Source organism: Coleofasciculus sp. G2-EDA-02 (assembly GCF_040226375.1).
Taxonomy (GTDB): domain Bacteria; phylum Cyanobacteriota; class Cyanobacteriia; order Cyanobacteriales; family Coleofasciculaceae; genus Coleofasciculus.
This window is the reverse complement of the sequence record NZ_JAVKEW010000174.1, coordinates 1-14,797: the sequence shown is the minus strand read 5'-3', so window position 1 is coordinate 14,797 and position 14,797 is coordinate 1. Positions and strand designations below refer to the sequence as shown.

Annotated in this window: 16 protein-coding genes and 1 pseudogene; 12 read left to right on the top strand and 5 right to left on the bottom strand. The window is 46.5% G+C overall.

Going from position 1 to position 14,797, the window contains the following annotated elements; translation table 11 throughout:
- Window positions 1-141: 141 nt before the first annotated feature.
- The 4 genes from RLO19_RS20755 to RLO19_RS20740 all read right to left on the bottom strand — a co-directional run bounded on the left by RLO19_RS20755 (window position 142) and on the right by RLO19_RS20740 (window position 4,823).
- Window positions 142-705, bottom strand: a complete 564-nt coding sequence (locus RLO19_RS20755) for a Uma2 family endonuclease (RefSeq protein ID WP_446359333.1) — start codon at window positions 703-705, stop codon at window positions 142-144.
- A gap of 291 nt (window positions 706-996) precedes the next feature.
- Window positions 997-3,222 (bottom strand): Na-K-Cl cotransporter, encoded by a 2,226-nt coding sequence (locus RLO19_RS20750; RefSeq protein WP_446359332.1) that lies wholly within the window; start codon window positions 3,220-3,222, stop codon window positions 997-999.
- A 356-nt stretch (window positions 3,223-3,578) separates the two neighbouring features.
- Entirely contained in the window at window positions 3,579-4,637 is a 1,059-nt protein-coding gene (gene argC, locus RLO19_RS20745; protein WP_446359331.1) for an N-acetyl-gamma-glutamyl-phosphate reductase, read from the bottom strand.
- A 21-nt stretch (window positions 4,638-4,658) separates the two neighbouring features.
- A complete protein-coding gene (locus RLO19_RS20740; protein WP_446359330.1) occupies window positions 4,659-4,823 on the bottom strand; it encodes a hypothetical protein in 165 nt (54 codons plus the stop codon).
- On the opposite strand from RLO19_RS20740, the gene RLO19_RS20735 reads away from it, so the two are divergent.
- From RLO19_RS20735 to RLO19_RS20715, 5 genes are all read left to right on the top strand, one after another.
- Window positions 4,817-5,227, top strand: a complete 411-nt coding sequence (locus tag RLO19_RS20735; RefSeq protein ID WP_446359329.1) for an ArsR/SmtB family transcription factor — start codon at window positions 4,817-4,819, stop codon at window positions 5,225-5,227. The genes RLO19_RS20740 and RLO19_RS20735 overlap by 7 nt on opposite strands.
- 64 nt (window positions 5,228-5,291) lie before the next feature.
- The gene (locus tag RLO19_RS20730; protein ID WP_446359328.1) at window positions 5,292-5,810 is read left to right on the top strand and encodes a hypothetical protein; all 519 of its coding nucleotides are present in this window, start codon (window positions 5,292-5,294) and stop codon (window positions 5,808-5,810) included.
- 55 nt (window positions 5,811-5,865) lie between these two features.
- Window positions 5,866-6,756: an alpha/beta fold hydrolase gene (locus RLO19_RS20725; RefSeq protein WP_446359327.1), complete on the top strand. Its 891-nt coding sequence runs from the start codon at window positions 5,866-5,868 to the stop codon at window positions 6,754-6,756.
- A gap of 99 nt (window positions 6,757-6,855) precedes the next feature.
- On the top strand, window positions 6,856-7,989 hold the full coding sequence (locus RLO19_RS20720; protein WP_446359326.1) for a glycosyltransferase: 1,134 nt from the start codon (window positions 6,856-6,858) through the stop codon (window positions 7,987-7,989).
- A gap of 95 nt (window positions 7,990-8,084) precedes the next feature.
- Window positions 8,085-8,816, top strand: a complete 732-nt coding sequence (locus tag RLO19_RS20715) for a sugar transferase (RefSeq protein WP_446359325.1) — start codon at window positions 8,085-8,087, stop codon at window positions 8,814-8,816.
- Between the two features lie 35 nt (window positions 8,817-8,851).
- Here the strand turns inward: RLO19_RS20715 and RLO19_RS20710 are convergent, their stop codons facing one another.
- Complete coding sequence (locus tag RLO19_RS20710) at window positions 8,852-8,977, bottom strand: hypothetical protein (RefSeq protein WP_446359324.1); 126 nt, start codon at window positions 8,975-8,977, stop codon at window positions 8,852-8,854.
- 146 nt (window positions 8,978-9,123) lie between these two features.
- On the opposite strand from RLO19_RS20710, the gene gmd reads away from it, so the two are divergent.
- From gmd to RLO19_RS20675, 7 genes and pseudogenes are all read left to right on the top strand, one after another.
- Entirely contained in the window at window positions 9,124-10,212 is a 1,089-nt protein-coding gene (gmd, locus tag RLO19_RS20705) for a GDP-mannose 4,6-dehydratase (RefSeq protein WP_446359323.1), read from the top strand.
- 132 nt (window positions 10,213-10,344) lie between these two features.
- A complete protein-coding gene (fcl, locus tag RLO19_RS20700) occupies window positions 10,345-11,289 on the top strand; it encodes a GDP-L-fucose synthase (protein WP_446359322.1) in 945 nt (314 codons plus the stop codon).
- A 95-nt stretch (window positions 11,290-11,384) separates the two neighbouring features.
- Window positions 11,385-12,200 carry a hypothetical protein gene (locus tag RLO19_RS20695; protein WP_446359321.1) on the top strand — a complete coding sequence of 272 codons (816 nt, stop codon included), beginning with the start codon at window positions 11,385-11,387 and terminating at the stop codon, window positions 12,198-12,200.
- Between the two features lie 3 nt (window positions 12,201-12,203).
- Entirely contained in the window at window positions 12,204-12,764 is a 561-nt protein-coding gene (locus RLO19_RS20690; protein WP_446359320.1) for a 5-formyltetrahydrofolate cyclo-ligase, read from the top strand.
- A 38-nt stretch (window positions 12,765-12,802) separates the two neighbouring features.
- Window positions 12,803-13,642, top strand: a complete 840-nt coding sequence (locus RLO19_RS20685; RefSeq protein WP_446359319.1) for a carbohydrate ABC transporter permease — start codon at window positions 12,803-12,805, stop codon at window positions 13,640-13,642.
- Window positions 13,643-14,050: 408 nt separating this feature from the next.
- On the top strand, window positions 14,051-14,488 hold the full coding sequence (locus tag RLO19_RS20680; RefSeq protein WP_446359318.1) for a DUF29 domain-containing protein: 438 nt from the start codon (window positions 14,051-14,053) through the stop codon (window positions 14,486-14,488).
- A gap of 79 nt (window positions 14,489-14,567) precedes the next feature.
- A pseudogene (locus RLO19_RS20675) lies at window positions 14,568-14,660 on the top strand (PEP-CTERM sorting domain-containing protein); the annotation flags it as partial.
- Window positions 14,661-14,797 lie beyond the last annotated feature (137 nt).

Sequence of the window (14,797 nt, the reverse complement as noted above, 5' to 3'; positions counted from 1 at the left end):
AATAGGGGTTTGGTGACCAAATAGGGGTTTGGTGACCAAATAGGGGTTTGGTGACCAAATAGGGGTTTGGTGACCAAATAGGGGTTTGGTGACCAAATAGGGGTTTGGTGACCAAACCCCTACATGCGCCCACAATCTGGTTCACTTCACCTCTAATGTGAATCCGGGCAAAACATCCTCCCCCGACAACACTACAGGCATTCTTATCACTTCCACCTCTTGTCCCTGGCGATAAATTTCCACCTGCCGATCCTTACGATTAATCAGCCAACCTAACCGCAATCCACTCGCCAAATACTCCAGCATTTTGTTCTGGAGTGGCTTTAATCTATCCGTGCGAGAACGCAACTCGATCACGAAATCCGGGCAAATTGGCGGAAATCCTTCCTGTTCCTCCTGAGTCAATCCTTGCCATCGGCTTAATTCTACCCAAGCTACATCCGGAGAGCGATCGCCCCCTCCAGGTAAACTAAACACAGTTTGAGAACTAAACACTACACCTAATTGAGTTTGTTCGTTCCAAATCCCCACCTTAATGATCAAATTTGCCTCACGTCTGCCACCTTCACCCCCGATAGGTGTCACGATAATCAATTCTCCCGTTGATGAACGTTCTAGCGGTACATCTGGATTCGCCTGACACAGTTGAAAAAATTGTTCCCGTGTCAGCGTGGTAATTGGCTCTAAATTCAGTACCGTTGTCATATCTGTTATATAAGTTGATGAGTTTGGAGTTGAGGAATGACCCAAGAGGGAAGCGATCGCCAGAAAATTTAGTCCTATATAGGGGTGCAATTCTTCTCCACACCCGACACTCCATCTATCATTAAACTGTTACGTATCATTAAATTGCTTTTTTGTCAACTATGCCCCCTCTCGCGAGTATTAAATCCCATTCCCCCCTTTCAAAGGGGGGTTAGGGGGGATGGGGATTAGGGGATGGAGGTGAAAGGCTTACTCGTCTTGGTTTTCAGTAGGGGTTTGGTCACCAAACCCCTACACGCCTTCCTGTAACACTTCCGAGAAGGCAAAATCGGGTTCTGCTAAAACAAATACCGTTGTCGGTAATCCCGTCGCCAAATCTTGCAAGCGTTCGTAATAACTGGTGTAATCATCCATAGGTTTCGCCATACCCAAGAACACTAAATCCGCACTTTGGGAAGAACGGCGCAGGATTTCCGGAAAGGGGCGTCCCTTCGCCTCCAGCACTTGCGATCGCGCCCCAATCCGTAGTTGTTGAGTTAGCTCTTCCAAATTCGTCCGCGTCGCTTTGGCGGCGGCTGCATTAGCGACGACTAATTTGAGGTTAATTTCCGCACCGCGCCATTCCAGACTCGTCCGCAACAGGTACGCCAAAATTAACATTAAACCACCGTTTGCCTGTAAACCGCCCCACCACAGATCAATCTGCTGACGCCGACCAAATCCCCGTTCCTCTACATCCCTTAATATCACCACATTGCGGCGGGCTTGGTGTAGGTTGGCGATCATCTGGCAATAACTACCGCGACGAGTGGATTCTTCACTATCGCCTAACAGAATTGTATTGGGAACTAATGGACCAATTCCATACGCCTCCACTAATCGTTCTGCACCAATAAACGGATCAGGGGCGGAAATTAAACGGGCTAAGCCTTGCACCCCCCGCTTCTCTAAATACTCCCGAATCGTGGCTTCCATTTCCAATTGCTTGGCTGGATCACGGGAACCACTAGGAATCACACTAGCGACGGTAAATAAGCTGCGTTTGTGGGTTAAATTTGCCGCAAATTCAACTAAATGCCAACGACGAGTCGGCGCCCCAGAAAATACCAGAATATGAGGACGCCAGTTTTTCGTATCGGGGGTATAATCCAGGCGAGTAATTCCCGTGCGTACCAGCGCCATCCAGATTCCCTGACGCACATCACCCCAAGCACTTTCTAATTCCCGCCGTTCTAACCAAATATAAACACTCAATACAATAATCGCTGCCATGAACGTCGCTATGGCATTGAGTAAGAACATCACCCATAAACAGCCTATCGCCCCTAGCAGGGATATGAACCAATGCACCCGGAAGGAGGGGCGAAAGGAGGGGCTACGTAAAAAGGTTTCAATCCCCGCTGCTACATTCAACACCAAATAGGTGGTGAGAAAGAACATACTCAAAACCGGGGCGATGAGGTTAAGATCCCCCACGGCGACGGCGACTAAAACTAAGCCCAATGTAACCACCGTCGCAATACGGGGTTCATCTTCTGATCCGGAACCTGTCCCCAGAAACTTCAGCCACCGAGGTAAAATGCCATCCCGCGCCAGCGCCTGCATCACCCTGGGCGCACCGAGAATACTGCCAATGGCACTCGATAGCGTCGCCCCCCAAACCCCTAGTAAAACCGAAGGACCCCACAGAGACATTTTCTCCATAATTAAGGGGTTTTCGATTAAGGTGAGAGCATCCGCCCGCATCGCTAAAATCACGGGTAATGCCATATAAATGATATAACCCGTACCCACCGCCGCCAGGGTACCGATGGGAATGGAACGGCTAGGGTTGCGTAAATCCCCCGACATATTCACCCCTGCCATAATCCCAGTTACGGCGGGAAAGAAGACAGCAAAGACAGTCCAGAAGGGTTCAGAGTTTTGCGGCTTCGCCCCCCACAGTTCAATCTGAGTATTCGGGTCAACGGGATGACCAAAGACCAAACAAATTAAAGACAGCGCGATCGCTGCCATAATAAAGTATTGTGCCTTAATCGCAATTTGGGCAGAGGCGATCGCCAGAATTGCCACCAGGATAGTTGTCACAATCGCTGTCAGCCGTTGATTTAATTCCGGAAACGTCAGCGCAACACTCTCAGCAAAACCAATTGTATACAGCGCCACAGATATCGCCTGGGCAAAGTAAAGGGGAATCCCCACCGCGCCGCCTGTTTCAATCCCCAGAGAACGACTAATCATGAAATACGCGCCCCCAGCCTTCACCACCCGATCAGTTGCGATCGCACAAATTGAGAGTGAGGTAATAAACGTAATCGCCGTAGACAGGGTGACAATCATCAGCGTCCCCAATAAACCCACATTCCCCACAACCCAACCGAATCGCAGGTACATGATTACACCCAGAATCGTCAGGAGTGACGGTGTATAAACACCCCCAAATGTACCCAAACCCTTTTCCGGTTCAGGGGGAATTACTGGAGATGACTGCGAACGTTGACGGAACGGGAATTTCATGGTAAGCACCTAAGCCTGGTTCAATCCAATCAGAAAGGGGAGAATTTTTTCCCCAAAGACATAGCAGACTACATCTGAAACACCCCCCTATATAAGCAAAAAAAATGACTTAAAGCTTCCTAGCACCCTCACGAAACCAATATCACACCCTCTATGAGCGATTACTGACCTAGCGGGCGATTGATTTTTCGGACTCTCCGTGTCCGCCACTTTAGCAAAAAAAATTGTCTCCAACCTCTATCTGGAGATTGGTGATTTGGGGAGTTTTGATTGTGTAGGGGCGGGTTTGACGACTATCATTTCCTTCCCATAAGTGACTAAACCCGCCCCCGCACCTTTGCACCCCGGCTTCTCATCTAAGGATAAAAACTCAACGAAGGTAATCCCAATGTTTCTTGCCAACCCATCATCAGATTCAAACATTGAATCGCTTGACCAGCTTGACCTTTAATCAAGTTATCAGTAACTGACATAACAATCACCCGGTCAGTACGCGGATCAACTTCAACGCTGATGTAACACATATTCGTCCCACACGCCCACTTAGTTTGAGGATAAGTACCACTAGGCAATATTCGCACAAAAGGAGAAGCGCGATAGAATGCGCTATAAATAGTTGCCAAATCTTCTCGCACCAGTCCAGGGTCACGCAAGGTAGCATAAACTGTAGCCAGAAGACCGCGCACCATCGGCATCAGATGGGGGGTAAACTGCACCATCACCTCATGACCCGCTAAATTACTACAAATCTGCTCAATTTCCGGGGTATGGCGATGACGGGCGACTCCATAAGGCGATACAGAACTATCTGCTTCAGCGAGTAAGAGGTTGGTTTTCGCCGTGCGCCCCGCCCCCGATGTACCCGATTTAGCATCAATAATCGCCGTATCGGGCAGAATTAACCCTTGTTTGAGCAACGGTGCAAGTGCCAAGAGGCTGGTGGTAACATAACAACCTGGACAACCCACAAGTTTCGCCTCAGCGATGCGATCGCGGTACAATTCTGGTAAGCCATAAACCGCTGTAGCCACGGTTTCCTGGTCATTGCGTTCTCCCCCATACCAGGTTTTATAGGTATCCAAATTTTTAAACCGATAGTCAGCCGAAAGATCAATCACCTTACAGCCTTTCGCCAACAACGTCGGCGCCATCTGACAAGCTAAACCATTGGGTAACGAGAGAAACACCACTTGAGTTCGGCTGGCTATTTTATCTAAATCAATCTCCTCTATGGTCAAATTCACACAATGACCCAGATGAGGATAGAGTTCAGAAAACGACTTCCCCGCACTACTACTTCCCCCCAAATAAACCACCTCCACTCCTGGGTGATCCATCAATAGGCGTATCAATTGCACGCCCCCATAGCCAGAAGCGCCAATAATTCCCACAGACAGGCGTCCTAAGTCACCCATAATATTCCTTCCCTAACAGAGTTAACATCGAAAACAGATGAACATTTGCTGCATTTTAGCTTGAACCGGTGTGACTAAACCCGCCTCGACTCCCCCATCTCGCTGATCTTCCTGAACTGGGTTCGCAGAGTTCGCTACCATAAAGTCAGACCGTTCCACTGCCAAGGGATAGTAACTACATGCCAATCCAATTATCAGCGCAAGAGGCAAACGTTTCTGCTAATCCAGACACAGACGCACCTCATTGCCATCCGCCCCATTGTGTTGAAAGCCAGCGGATTGGTTCATTGCAGCCTAAAATGCTGAACACAGAAAAAGCCCAACGCATGGCAGAGTTGTTCAGTTCCCTAGGGGATACAAATCGGCTGAGGATCATCTCCCTACTCGCGATCGCAGAACTGTGCGTATGTGACATCGCCGCAGCGCTGGATATGAGTGAATCCGCCGTCTCCCATCAATTACGCACCCTGCGAACCATGCGATTAGTACGGTATCATAAACGCGGTCGAAAGGTCTATTATCATCTTCAAGATCAGCACGTTCTCGACTTGTATCAATCCGTTGCCGAACATTTAGATGAGCCTGAATAGTTTATTCCCGATTCCTGATTCTCCATTCCCTGTTAAGAGTTCCCTGTTCCCTGACAAATGACAAATGACACCTCAAATTATTTGGCAACAAAATAGTGACAATCCCGAAAATGGCGCGAACCTCGCCAAAATCAGCAAATTTTGGACAGCCCTGAATAACCGAAAAGTTTCATGGCGACAGCGAATAATTCCTCCCAGTGGAAATGTCCAGAAAATTGACTGGGAATGGCAGCGGTTTGATGAAGAATTTAAACTGCAAAATCCACAAGTTCGTGGAATTACACTCTACTGGCAAAAACCAGACACGGATCAAGAACGCAGTACAACCCCCTGGAAACTTGGACTCGACACGCAGCAACTTCAGGCTTATATTTATCCTCAATCTCAGAAAAATTTAGTCATCCGGGTGGGAATTCCGGAAGTTATCTATCAAAAACTAGAAATCACTAATCCTCAGTGGGAAAGTGACTATCAGGGGGAAAATTATGTAATTACATTGCGCGATAAGCAGCAACAAATAGAAGTAAAACTTACCTTAAGTCCAGAAAATCTCGCTCAGCTTAAGGAAAATATTCCCGGATAGTGGAAGTTAGAGGTATTATAGATCAAAATCACTTAAAGAAACTTCACAAAGCGCCGTGATTACAGAACCGTTAATCCAGAACAACCCACTAGAAAAACACCTTTGGACTTGGCAAGGGCACTCAATTCAATACACCGTCAAGGGAACAGGTCAACCCTTATTATTGATTCATGGATTTGGTGCATCCATTGGACATTGGCGAAAGAATATCCCGGTGCTGGCGGATGCAGGGTATCGGGTATTTGCGATTGACCTGTTAGGATTCGGTGGTTCAGATAAACCGGGCTTAGACTACAGCTTAGAGTTATGGATCGAACAGATCAAAGACTTCTGGGAAGTCCATATTAAAGAACCAACAGTATTTATTGGCAACTCCATTGGGGCGCTATTGAGTTTAATGGTTGTTACCCAAGACCCGGATATCGCCGTTGGTGGTGTTTTAATTAACTGTGCCGGGGGGTTAAATCACCGTCCCGATGAGTTAAATTTACCCTTACGGCTGGTCATGGGAACCTTTACCAAATTGGTCAGTTCTAAAACCGTTGGACCATTTTTATTTAACCGCATTCGCCAAAAAAACCGGATTCGCAACACCCTGCGTCAGGTTTACTGTGATCCCCAAGCGATTACAGAAGAATTAGTCGATTTACTATACCAACCCTCCTGTGATCCGGGCGCCCAACAGGTGTTTGCTTCGGTATTGACTGGTCCTCCTGGTCCTGCGCCGAGAGAATTATTACCCAAGCTAAAACGTCCTCTACTGGTTCTGTGGGGAGAAAATGACCCTTGGACACCGATTAATGGGGCGGCGATTTACCAGCAGCAGCGCCAGATGGAGAAAGATGTGGAGTTTTTTGCCATTCCGCAGGCGGGTCATTGTCCTCACGATGAGAAGCCAGAGATGGTTAATTCCTTAATTCTCGATTGGCTGAGTCAAATGGCATAAACGAATGACTTATAACTTATGAATCTGATGTAAATAGTTCTCAAACCTTTACATAAGACGAATGAAGATAAGCAACGACGGATTGGGGGGTAACAATTCTTGAAGTACGCCTTGGTGCATGAGTGGCTGACTCCCAAAGCAACGGGTGGTTCTGAACTGGTGGTTCAAGAAATCCTCAAGTCCGTTGAGGCTGATTTGTATGCTTTGATTGATTTTGAATCAACCAATCCCCAAAGTTATTTGTTTGGACGCCGGATTGGCACGACCTTTTTACAGCATTTTCCCTTGGCTAGCAAGGGGGTGCAAAAATATTTACCCCTGCTGCCCTTAGCCATTGAACAGCTAGACTTGCGGGATTACGATGTGATCCTCTCCTCCTCCCATGCTGTTGCCAAAGGTGTTCTCACCCGTCCCCAACAGCTACACATCTGCTACTGCCATACACCCATGCGCTACGCTTGGGATTTGACCTTTGACTACCTCAACAGCAGTGCTATGGGACGAGGATTACCTGGGTCAATTACCCGGTATCTGCTGCATCGGTTGCGTCAATGGGATGTCATCTCAGCGAACCGCGTGGATTATTTTATTGCCAACTCCCGCCATACAGCACGACGGATCTGGCGCTGCTACAGGCGAGAGGCACAGGTGATTTATCCTCCAGTTCATATTGAACGGTTTCCTTTTTTGGCTCAAAAGTCAGATTTTTACTTGACAGTTTCTCGATTGGTTAGTTACAAGCAAGTGACGTTAATCGTGGAGGCGTTCAATCAACTGGGATATCCTTTGGTTGTTATTGGCTCTGGACCTCAATTGCAGGCGCTGCGCCATCTGGCTAAACCCAACGTACAAGTGCTCGGCTTTTGTGCCGATCGCGTGGTTGAGGAGTATATGGCACAGGCGAAGGCATTTGTTTATGCTGCCTGTGAAGATTTTGGCATTGCCCTAGTGGAAGCTCAAGCTTGTGGTACACCAATCATCGCCTATGGTGCTGGTGGCGCCTTGGAAACCGTTCGGGATATCCGGAAACATCCGGATAAGGGTACGGGTCTGTTTTTTCTAGACCAAAGTCCCAGGGCTTTGATGGAGGCGGTGGAAGCCTTTGAAGCACAAGCTACTGCTTTTAGTCCCGAACAGATACAATTAAACGCAGCTCAATTTGCGCCAACTGTTTTTAGCGATCGCTACTTGACGTTTCTGGATGGCTGCTATCGAGACCACCTGTCACGATGAAAGAGTCATAAATTCCAGTTTCCTGGTCGCTATTGCCTTAGCTAACCGCTTCTGGCTTTATGATCGTGACGTGTGGTGTGAAGTGAAGGAGTAAGATGACTGCCCAAAGCCAACTTATCTCCGTCAAGACGTTGCGAGCGTTCGTGAAGCGTGGTGTCCAGCCCCGCGCTCCACGCAGTAGACCCAAAGGTCTGTCTCGATATCGCTTAGACGGAATTTTTGCCAAGCGGCTGTTCGATGTCGTATTTTCTCTATCGGTTCTTACGTTGTTTTTTCCGATTTACCTGCTCTTAGCCATCCTAATCGCTATCAGTTCACCAGGTCCTATTTTTTATGTTCAGGAGCGAATCGGTAAAGATTATAAACCGTTTAGCTGCATTAAATTCAGAACCATGGTGGAAAATGCGGATGAAATGTTGCTAGAAATGATGACGGAATCAACCTCTATTCGTTATGAGTTTGAAGCGAATTTCAAGCTGAAGCAAGACCCCAGAATAACCTTAATTGGCAAAGTCTTGCGCTATACGAGCTTGGATGAGTTTCCGCAATTTTGGAACGTTTTGAAAGGAGATATGAGTGTAGTGGGTCCTCGACCATTAGTCCCGGAGGAACTGCATAAGTACGGGCGTCACATCGATAAAATTTTGACAATTAGACCAGGAATTACCGGACTATGGCAAGTCTCAGGACGGAATGATATTCCCTATAAACGTCGAGTACAAATCGATGTTTATTACGTCAATTACTGCAATTTTTGGCTGGACTTATGGTTAATTGTGAAAACAATTGGCGTGATAATTTCTCCAAAGAATAATGGGGCTTACTGACAAGTTAAGCTTAGGAGAGCATGGGAGGATTAATCTCAAATTAAACCTCTCGGCTCAAACTCGACAATGACCATTGCCCGAAGTACGCCGAATGAACCAACAGCCGGACGTAACGACGGCGGCAAATCAGACTCCCATGCTAGGCTAGACAGATAATACATTAAATAAAAAGTCGATCAATGCCAGAAATTTTAAGGTAATGTAAGGAATAATTTCCTATATCCCAAAACCGGGTCGGGATATTAACACGTTTCTGGCAAGCACCTACTGCCACTGTTGCCCATACGCATCACAGGACGATTTAAGGATGACGCAACCCAAACAAGCGCTGATTACAGGTATAACCGGTCAAGACGGTTCTTACTTGAGTGAGTTATTACTGGAGAAAGGCTACGAAGTTCATGGAATTGTCCGGCGAACTTCCACATTTAACACCGATCGCATTGACCATATCTACGTTGATCCGCACAATCAGAATGCCCGATTATTTCTACACTACGGGGACTTGACGGATGGCGTCACCTTGCGCCGCATTCTAGAGGAAGTCAAGCCTACAGAAATTTATAATTTGGGCGCTCAATCCCATGTTCGTGTTAGTTTTGACTGTCCGGAATATACAGTTGATGCCGTGGGAATGGGAACGCTGCGCCTGTTGGAAGCCATTCGGGATTATCGCAATCGCACGGGTATTGATGTGCGCTTCTATCAGGCGGGTTCGTCGGAAATGTTTGGCAAAGTCCAGGAAGTTCCCCAAAAGGAAACTACCCCATTTTATCCCCGCAGCCCTTATGCTTGTGCCAAAGTTTATTCCCATTGGCAAACAGTGAATTATCGCGAATCCTATGGGATTTTTGCCTGCAATGGTATCTTGTTTAATCACGAATCGCCGCGTCGGGGAGAAACATTTGTCACCCGTAAGATTACTCGTGCGATCTCGCGAATTGTGACTGGACAGCAGAAAAAAATCTATCTAGGAAATCTAGATGCGAAGCGAGATTGGGGCTATGCCAAAGATTATGTTAAAGCTATGTGGCTGATGCTGCAACAAGAGGAACCCGACGATTACGTCGTCGCCACAGGTGAAACTCACTCGATTCGCGAATTTCTGGATATTGCTTTTAACTGTGTAAATTTAGATTGGCAAGACTATGTGGAGTTTGACCCCCGCTATCTGCGCCCAGCGGAAGTGGAGTTACTGATTGGTGATCCGGCAAAAGCAAAGCAAAAGCTGGGTTGGCAACCGTCTTTATCCTTTGAACAGTTAGTCGCATTAATGGTAGAAGCCGATTTGCGAACTTACGGACAGTCATCGTCTAACGGTGAAGGGGCAAAACTGTTTGAAAAACATAAGGAAAATACTTACGAACATTCCCCAGCTCACGCACCTATTGATTGAGCGAAATTAAAAAGGTACGCATTCGTAAGGGCGGGCGCGAGTGATTTACAGGAGACTGTAAACAATAATCTAACCCTAATATCCGCCCTTAAATTACCGTTTATTCAGTGTTTTCATGTATCTAATATTATCATGAACAACGACTCAAAAATTTACGTAGCAGGTCATCGCGGCTTGGTGGGTAGTGCCATTGTCAGATCCTTACGCGACAAGGGTTATACCAATCTTATCCTGAAAAATAGTCAAGAGTTGGACTTAAGACGACAGCAAGCCGTAGAGGATTTCTTTGCCGCTGAACGCCCAGATTACGTTTTTATCGCGGCGGCAAAAGTGGGAGGGATTAATGCCAACAACACCTACCGCGCTGAGTTTCTCTATGAGAACTTAATGATTGAGTCTAATGTTATTCATAGCGCTTATTTGTTCGGTGTAAAAAAATTGCTGTTTCTCGGCTCATCTTGTATCTATCCTAAATTATGTCCCCAGCCGATGAAGGAAGAACACCTACTTACGGGGTATCTTGAATCGACGAATGAACCCTACGCGATCGCGAAAATTGCCGGACTGAAACTTTGCGAGAATTATTGTCGGCAGTATGGCGTGAATTTTATCTCTGCTATGCCCACAAATCTCTATGGTCCAAATGATAATTTCGATTTAGCCAATTCCCACGTTCTCCCCGCCCTGTTGCGAAAAACCCATGAAGCTAAAATTAACAAGGCTGAGGCTGTGGAAATTTGGGGCACGGGTTCGCCACTGCGGGAGTTTTTATATGTCGATGACTTAGCTGATGCTTTAGTTTTTCTGATGGATCACTATAACGAAATCCAATTCGTTAATGTCGGTACAGGGGAAGAGGTTTCTATCAAAGAATTGGCGCTGTTAATTAAAGCAGTGATTGGTTACGAGGGTGAGTTAAAATTCGATTCCTCTAAACCCGATGGTACACCGCGTAAACTTTTGGATACATCGAAAATTAATGCCGCTGGTTGGCAGCCTAAAATCTCCTTGAAGCAAGGTTTAGAATTAACCTATCAATGGTTCGTGGAGAACTATGATAGCATTAAAGGAAAATAGTGGGTAAAGTTTCTATTACGGATAGCTTTTTGAAACCCCTGCTCCTTTAAAATTCAAATATAGAGATTATTTAGGATTAGGGTTATTGGTATTTTATGAAACTGGCGATTCGTGTGGTACTATTACTGTCGTCCCTACTGGCTCTTGGCACAAGGGGCGATCGCGCTGACGCCACGCCTACTCAATGCAGCCAAATTCGTCAGGTACGCCGTCTCGCTATTCAGCAAGGCTTAGACGACGCAAACCTGGCGACTCTAGAAGCGCAATACTGTAATACCGCTCAACCTTCGGCGGTGGAAGTTATCCCACCCCCAACCGCTACCCAGGAATGTCTCGATCTGACGATTATGACGCGACTGGCGCGAATGTCTCAAGGAAATAGCAATCTGGTGCGATTAGTAGAGACTCAGCAACAATTCGCCTGTGGATTAGCAAATACCTGGGGAAGGGCAATTATTGAATACCCAAATGGACAACGGGCGAAAATCGGTGACAATTGGAATTATCCCAACGGACAAACGGCGAAATTCGGCGCGATTTGGAAGTATCCCAATGGACAAACGGCAAAAGTCGCCTCTCGCTGGTACTATCCCAATGGGGAAATAGCTAAATTTGGAACACGTTGGAGTTACCCCACAGGAGAATCGGCAAACTTTGAAAATCTGGTAACCTGGGCGTGCAGTGTCATCAGCCGGGATGAATGCGCCTCACGATTATTAGCATTGCGAAATACCAATGATTTTTGGAGTGAAATGGCAACCCTAGAGTTAGCTTGGCAAGCTTACAGCAAATCAATTGTAGGGGCGGGTTTAGGAACTAAAGTCAGCTATTCAGAAATAAATGAACCACAAAACCCGCCCTATCTTAAATCAGTGCCATTCCTCTACATTTCCCTATTCCATGACAAATGACAAATGACGAATGACAAAAAACAATTACGTCAGCGACTGCTGAAACAGCGACAAGCCATGACAAAGGATGACTGGCGAGAAAAGAGCGATCGCGTCTGTACCAAGCTTCAGTCTTCACCCCTATTCACTCAGGCAAAAACTATCCTAGCTTATTTTAGTTTTCGCCAAGAACCGGATCTGAATCCTCTGTTTACCGATACCCAATACTGTTGGGGATTCCCTCGATGTGTCGGTAAATCTCTCCTCTGGCATAGCTGGAAGTGCGGAGAAGCCCTAAAAGCGGGTGCTTATGGCATTTTTGAACCCGATGCAAATTCCCCCACCTTAGAGCCTAATGACGTGGATTTAATCTTAGTGCCAGCGGTAGCGTGCGATCGCCGAGGCTATCGTTTAGGCTATGGGGGCGGATTTTATGATCGCTTGCTGAGTGCGGCGGAATGGATATCGAAGCCGACTATCGGAATTGTCTTTGATTTTGCTTTCTTACCTCAACTCCCGATTGATGGGTGGGATCAACCTTTAAATGGGGTTTGTACGGAAACAGGGTTAACTATGATGGTTTAGAGGGCTAAGGTTCCCTCACTACAGAACGAGAAAATGCGATGAGTAAAAAGTCGGGAAAGCAGATTTGGCAAAGGTTTTGGACGTATATTCTCTTAAGTGCGATCGCGTTGGCGATGCTGTTTCCCCTTTTCTGGTTAATTAGCACATCGTTGAAGTCTTCCACAGAGAATATTTTTGGCTTTCCGCCTCAACTGTTCCCTACTCAGCCAACGATTGAGAATTATATTAAAATCTGGCAAGCCAATCCCTTTGCTCAATATCTCTGGAATAGTCTCATTGTTGCCATTCTCACCGTTACCTTCAATCTCCTCTTTTGTTCCCTCGCTGCTTATCCCTTAGCCCGTCTTAATTTTCGGGGACGAGATATCATTTTCGCGATTATTGTTTCCACCATCATGATTCCCTTCCAAATCGTGATGATTCCCCTCTACATCTTGATGGTGCAGCTTGGCTTGCGGAATAGTTATTTAGGTATCATTTTTCCCAGTTTAGCCTCAGCCTTTGGAATTTTCTTATTACGCCAAGCCTTTCAAGGGGTTCCTAAAGAACTCGAAGAAGCCGCCCGTATGGATGGCTGTTCGGAGTTAGGATTGTGGTGGCATGTGATGATTCCAGCCGTTCGTCCGGCGTTAGTTACTTTGGCTATCTTTGTCTTTATTGGCTCATGGAGTGACTTTCTCTGGCCCCTCATTGTTCTCGATCGACCCGAATATTATACCTTACCGTTAGGTGTTGCTAAGTTAGCCGGAACATTTTCCCTAGATTGGCGTTTAATTGCCGCCGGTTCAGTTATTTCTATTACCCCGGTTCTGCTATTTTTTATCCTCATGCAACGGTATATCGTACCTAATGATAGTGGGAGTGGTGTTAAAGGGTAGATTGTTTTGTCGGGGCGGGTTTTACAGATATAGCAATTTCAGGTTTGATCCGATACATCGTTAAGGGCGCAAGCTTTGCGCCCCTACATTACCCCTACATTTAGGTGTACCTCACACGCTGGTAAAGCGCTATACAACGGCTGTATTAACACACCCTGCTACCGTTAAAGTCCCCCAATAGCTCCCCCTTCCGTCCCCCTATTATATCCCCCTTCCGTCCTCCTTCCGTCCCCCTTATAGATCCCCCTCCCGTCCCCCTTAAGAAGGGGGAAGCCAGAGGATGCGAGAGCTTTTTTTGCACGGGGGAGACCAGGGGATGCGAGAGCTTTTTTTGCACGGGGGAGACCAAATGTTTTTGCGGCTTAATATATTATAAATTAACAGGCAATCAATCAAGCAAGATAAGCCATGACTTCAATGTTTTACGAAAATGACTTTTATGCTTGGACGCAAGAACAAGCAAACCTACTAAGAACTGGAAGACTCAATCAAATAGACTGGCAAAACATTGCTGAAGAAATAGAAGATATGGGACGTGCTGAAAAGCGACAACTCGAAAGCCGATTAGAACTATTAGTTATGCATTTACTCAAATGGCAATTTCAGCCTAATCTGCGCTCTCGTAGTTGGCAATTAACCATTAAAGAGCAACGTCTTCGCTTAGAGAAGCTATTCCAAGAAAACCCCAGTCTCAAATCCAGTCTCGATAATGCCCTCGAAAAAACCTACCCCCTCGCTACTCTTAGCGCCGAAAAAGAAACTGGATTATCCTCATTTCCGGAAACTTGTCCTTATACCCTAGCTGAGATATTATCCCCTGAATTTTTACCCGAACAGGATTTGTAGTAGAGTAGGCACGAAGCGTGCCATAAACTCTCGCATCGCTGCTACAAACGCTTAATTCACAGAACTTACGAACCTCTCGACTATTTTGGGTTCAGCCACAGCCCTAGGTTTGGGCGGATTGCTGAAGCGACAGCATTCTAGAGGGCGCAAAAATGCTAAGCAAAAGGAGTGAAGTACCCCAACAAGATCCGCTGAAGTTGGAGCTTCCAACTTCTAAAAACAAGGACGGTTTTATTCGTCTTGGCTTACGCCACGCTTACGCGAACGGGATTTCCCGTTTCATCCGCCGATGCCACGTTGGGTACTTTC

Coding starts and splice junctions, on each gene's coding strand:
- RLO19_RS20695 (WP_446359321.1), top strand. CDS start 11,385: ATGAAACTGGCGATTCGTGTGGTACTATTACTGTCGTCCCTACTGGCT.
- RLO19_RS20680 (WP_446359318.1), top strand. CDS start 14,051: ATGACTTCAATGTTTTACGAAAATGACTTTTATGCTTGGACGCAAGAA.
- fcl (WP_446359322.1), top strand. CDS start 10,345: ATGAACAACGACTCAAAAATTTACGTAGCAGGTCATCGCGGCTTGGTG.
- RLO19_RS20735 (WP_446359329.1), top strand. CDS start 4,817: ATGCCAATCCAATTATCAGCGCAAGAGGCAAACGTTTCTGCTAATCCA.
- argC (WP_446359331.1), bottom strand. CDS start 4,637: ATGGGTGACTTAGGACGCCTGTCTGTGGGAATTATTGGCGCTTCTGGC.
- RLO19_RS20685 (WP_446359319.1), top strand. CDS start 12,803: ATGAGTAAAAAGTCGGGAAAGCAGATTTGGCAAAGGTTTTGGACGTAT.
- RLO19_RS20690 (WP_446359320.1), top strand. CDS start 12,204: ATGACGAATGACAAAAAACAATTACGTCAGCGACTGCTGAAACAGCGA.
- gmd (WP_446359323.1), top strand. CDS start 9,124: ATGACGCAACCCAAACAAGCGCTGATTACAGGTATAACCGGTCAAGAC.
- RLO19_RS20730 (WP_446359328.1), top strand. CDS start 5,292: ATGACACCTCAAATTATTTGGCAACAAAATAGTGACAATCCCGAAAAT.
- RLO19_RS20715 (WP_446359325.1), top strand. CDS start 8,085: ATGACTGCCCAAAGCCAACTTATCTCCGTCAAGACGTTGCGAGCGTTC.
- RLO19_RS20750 (WP_446359332.1), bottom strand. CDS start 3,222: ATGAAATTCCCGTTCCGTCAACGTTCGCAGTCATCTCCAGTAATTCCC.
- RLO19_RS20710 (WP_446359324.1), bottom strand. CDS start 8,977: ATGTATTATCTGTCTAGCCTAGCATGGGAGTCTGATTTGCCGCCGTCG.
- RLO19_RS20755 (WP_446359333.1), bottom strand. CDS start 705: ATGACAACGGTACTGAATTTAGAGCCAATTACCACGCTGACACGGGAA.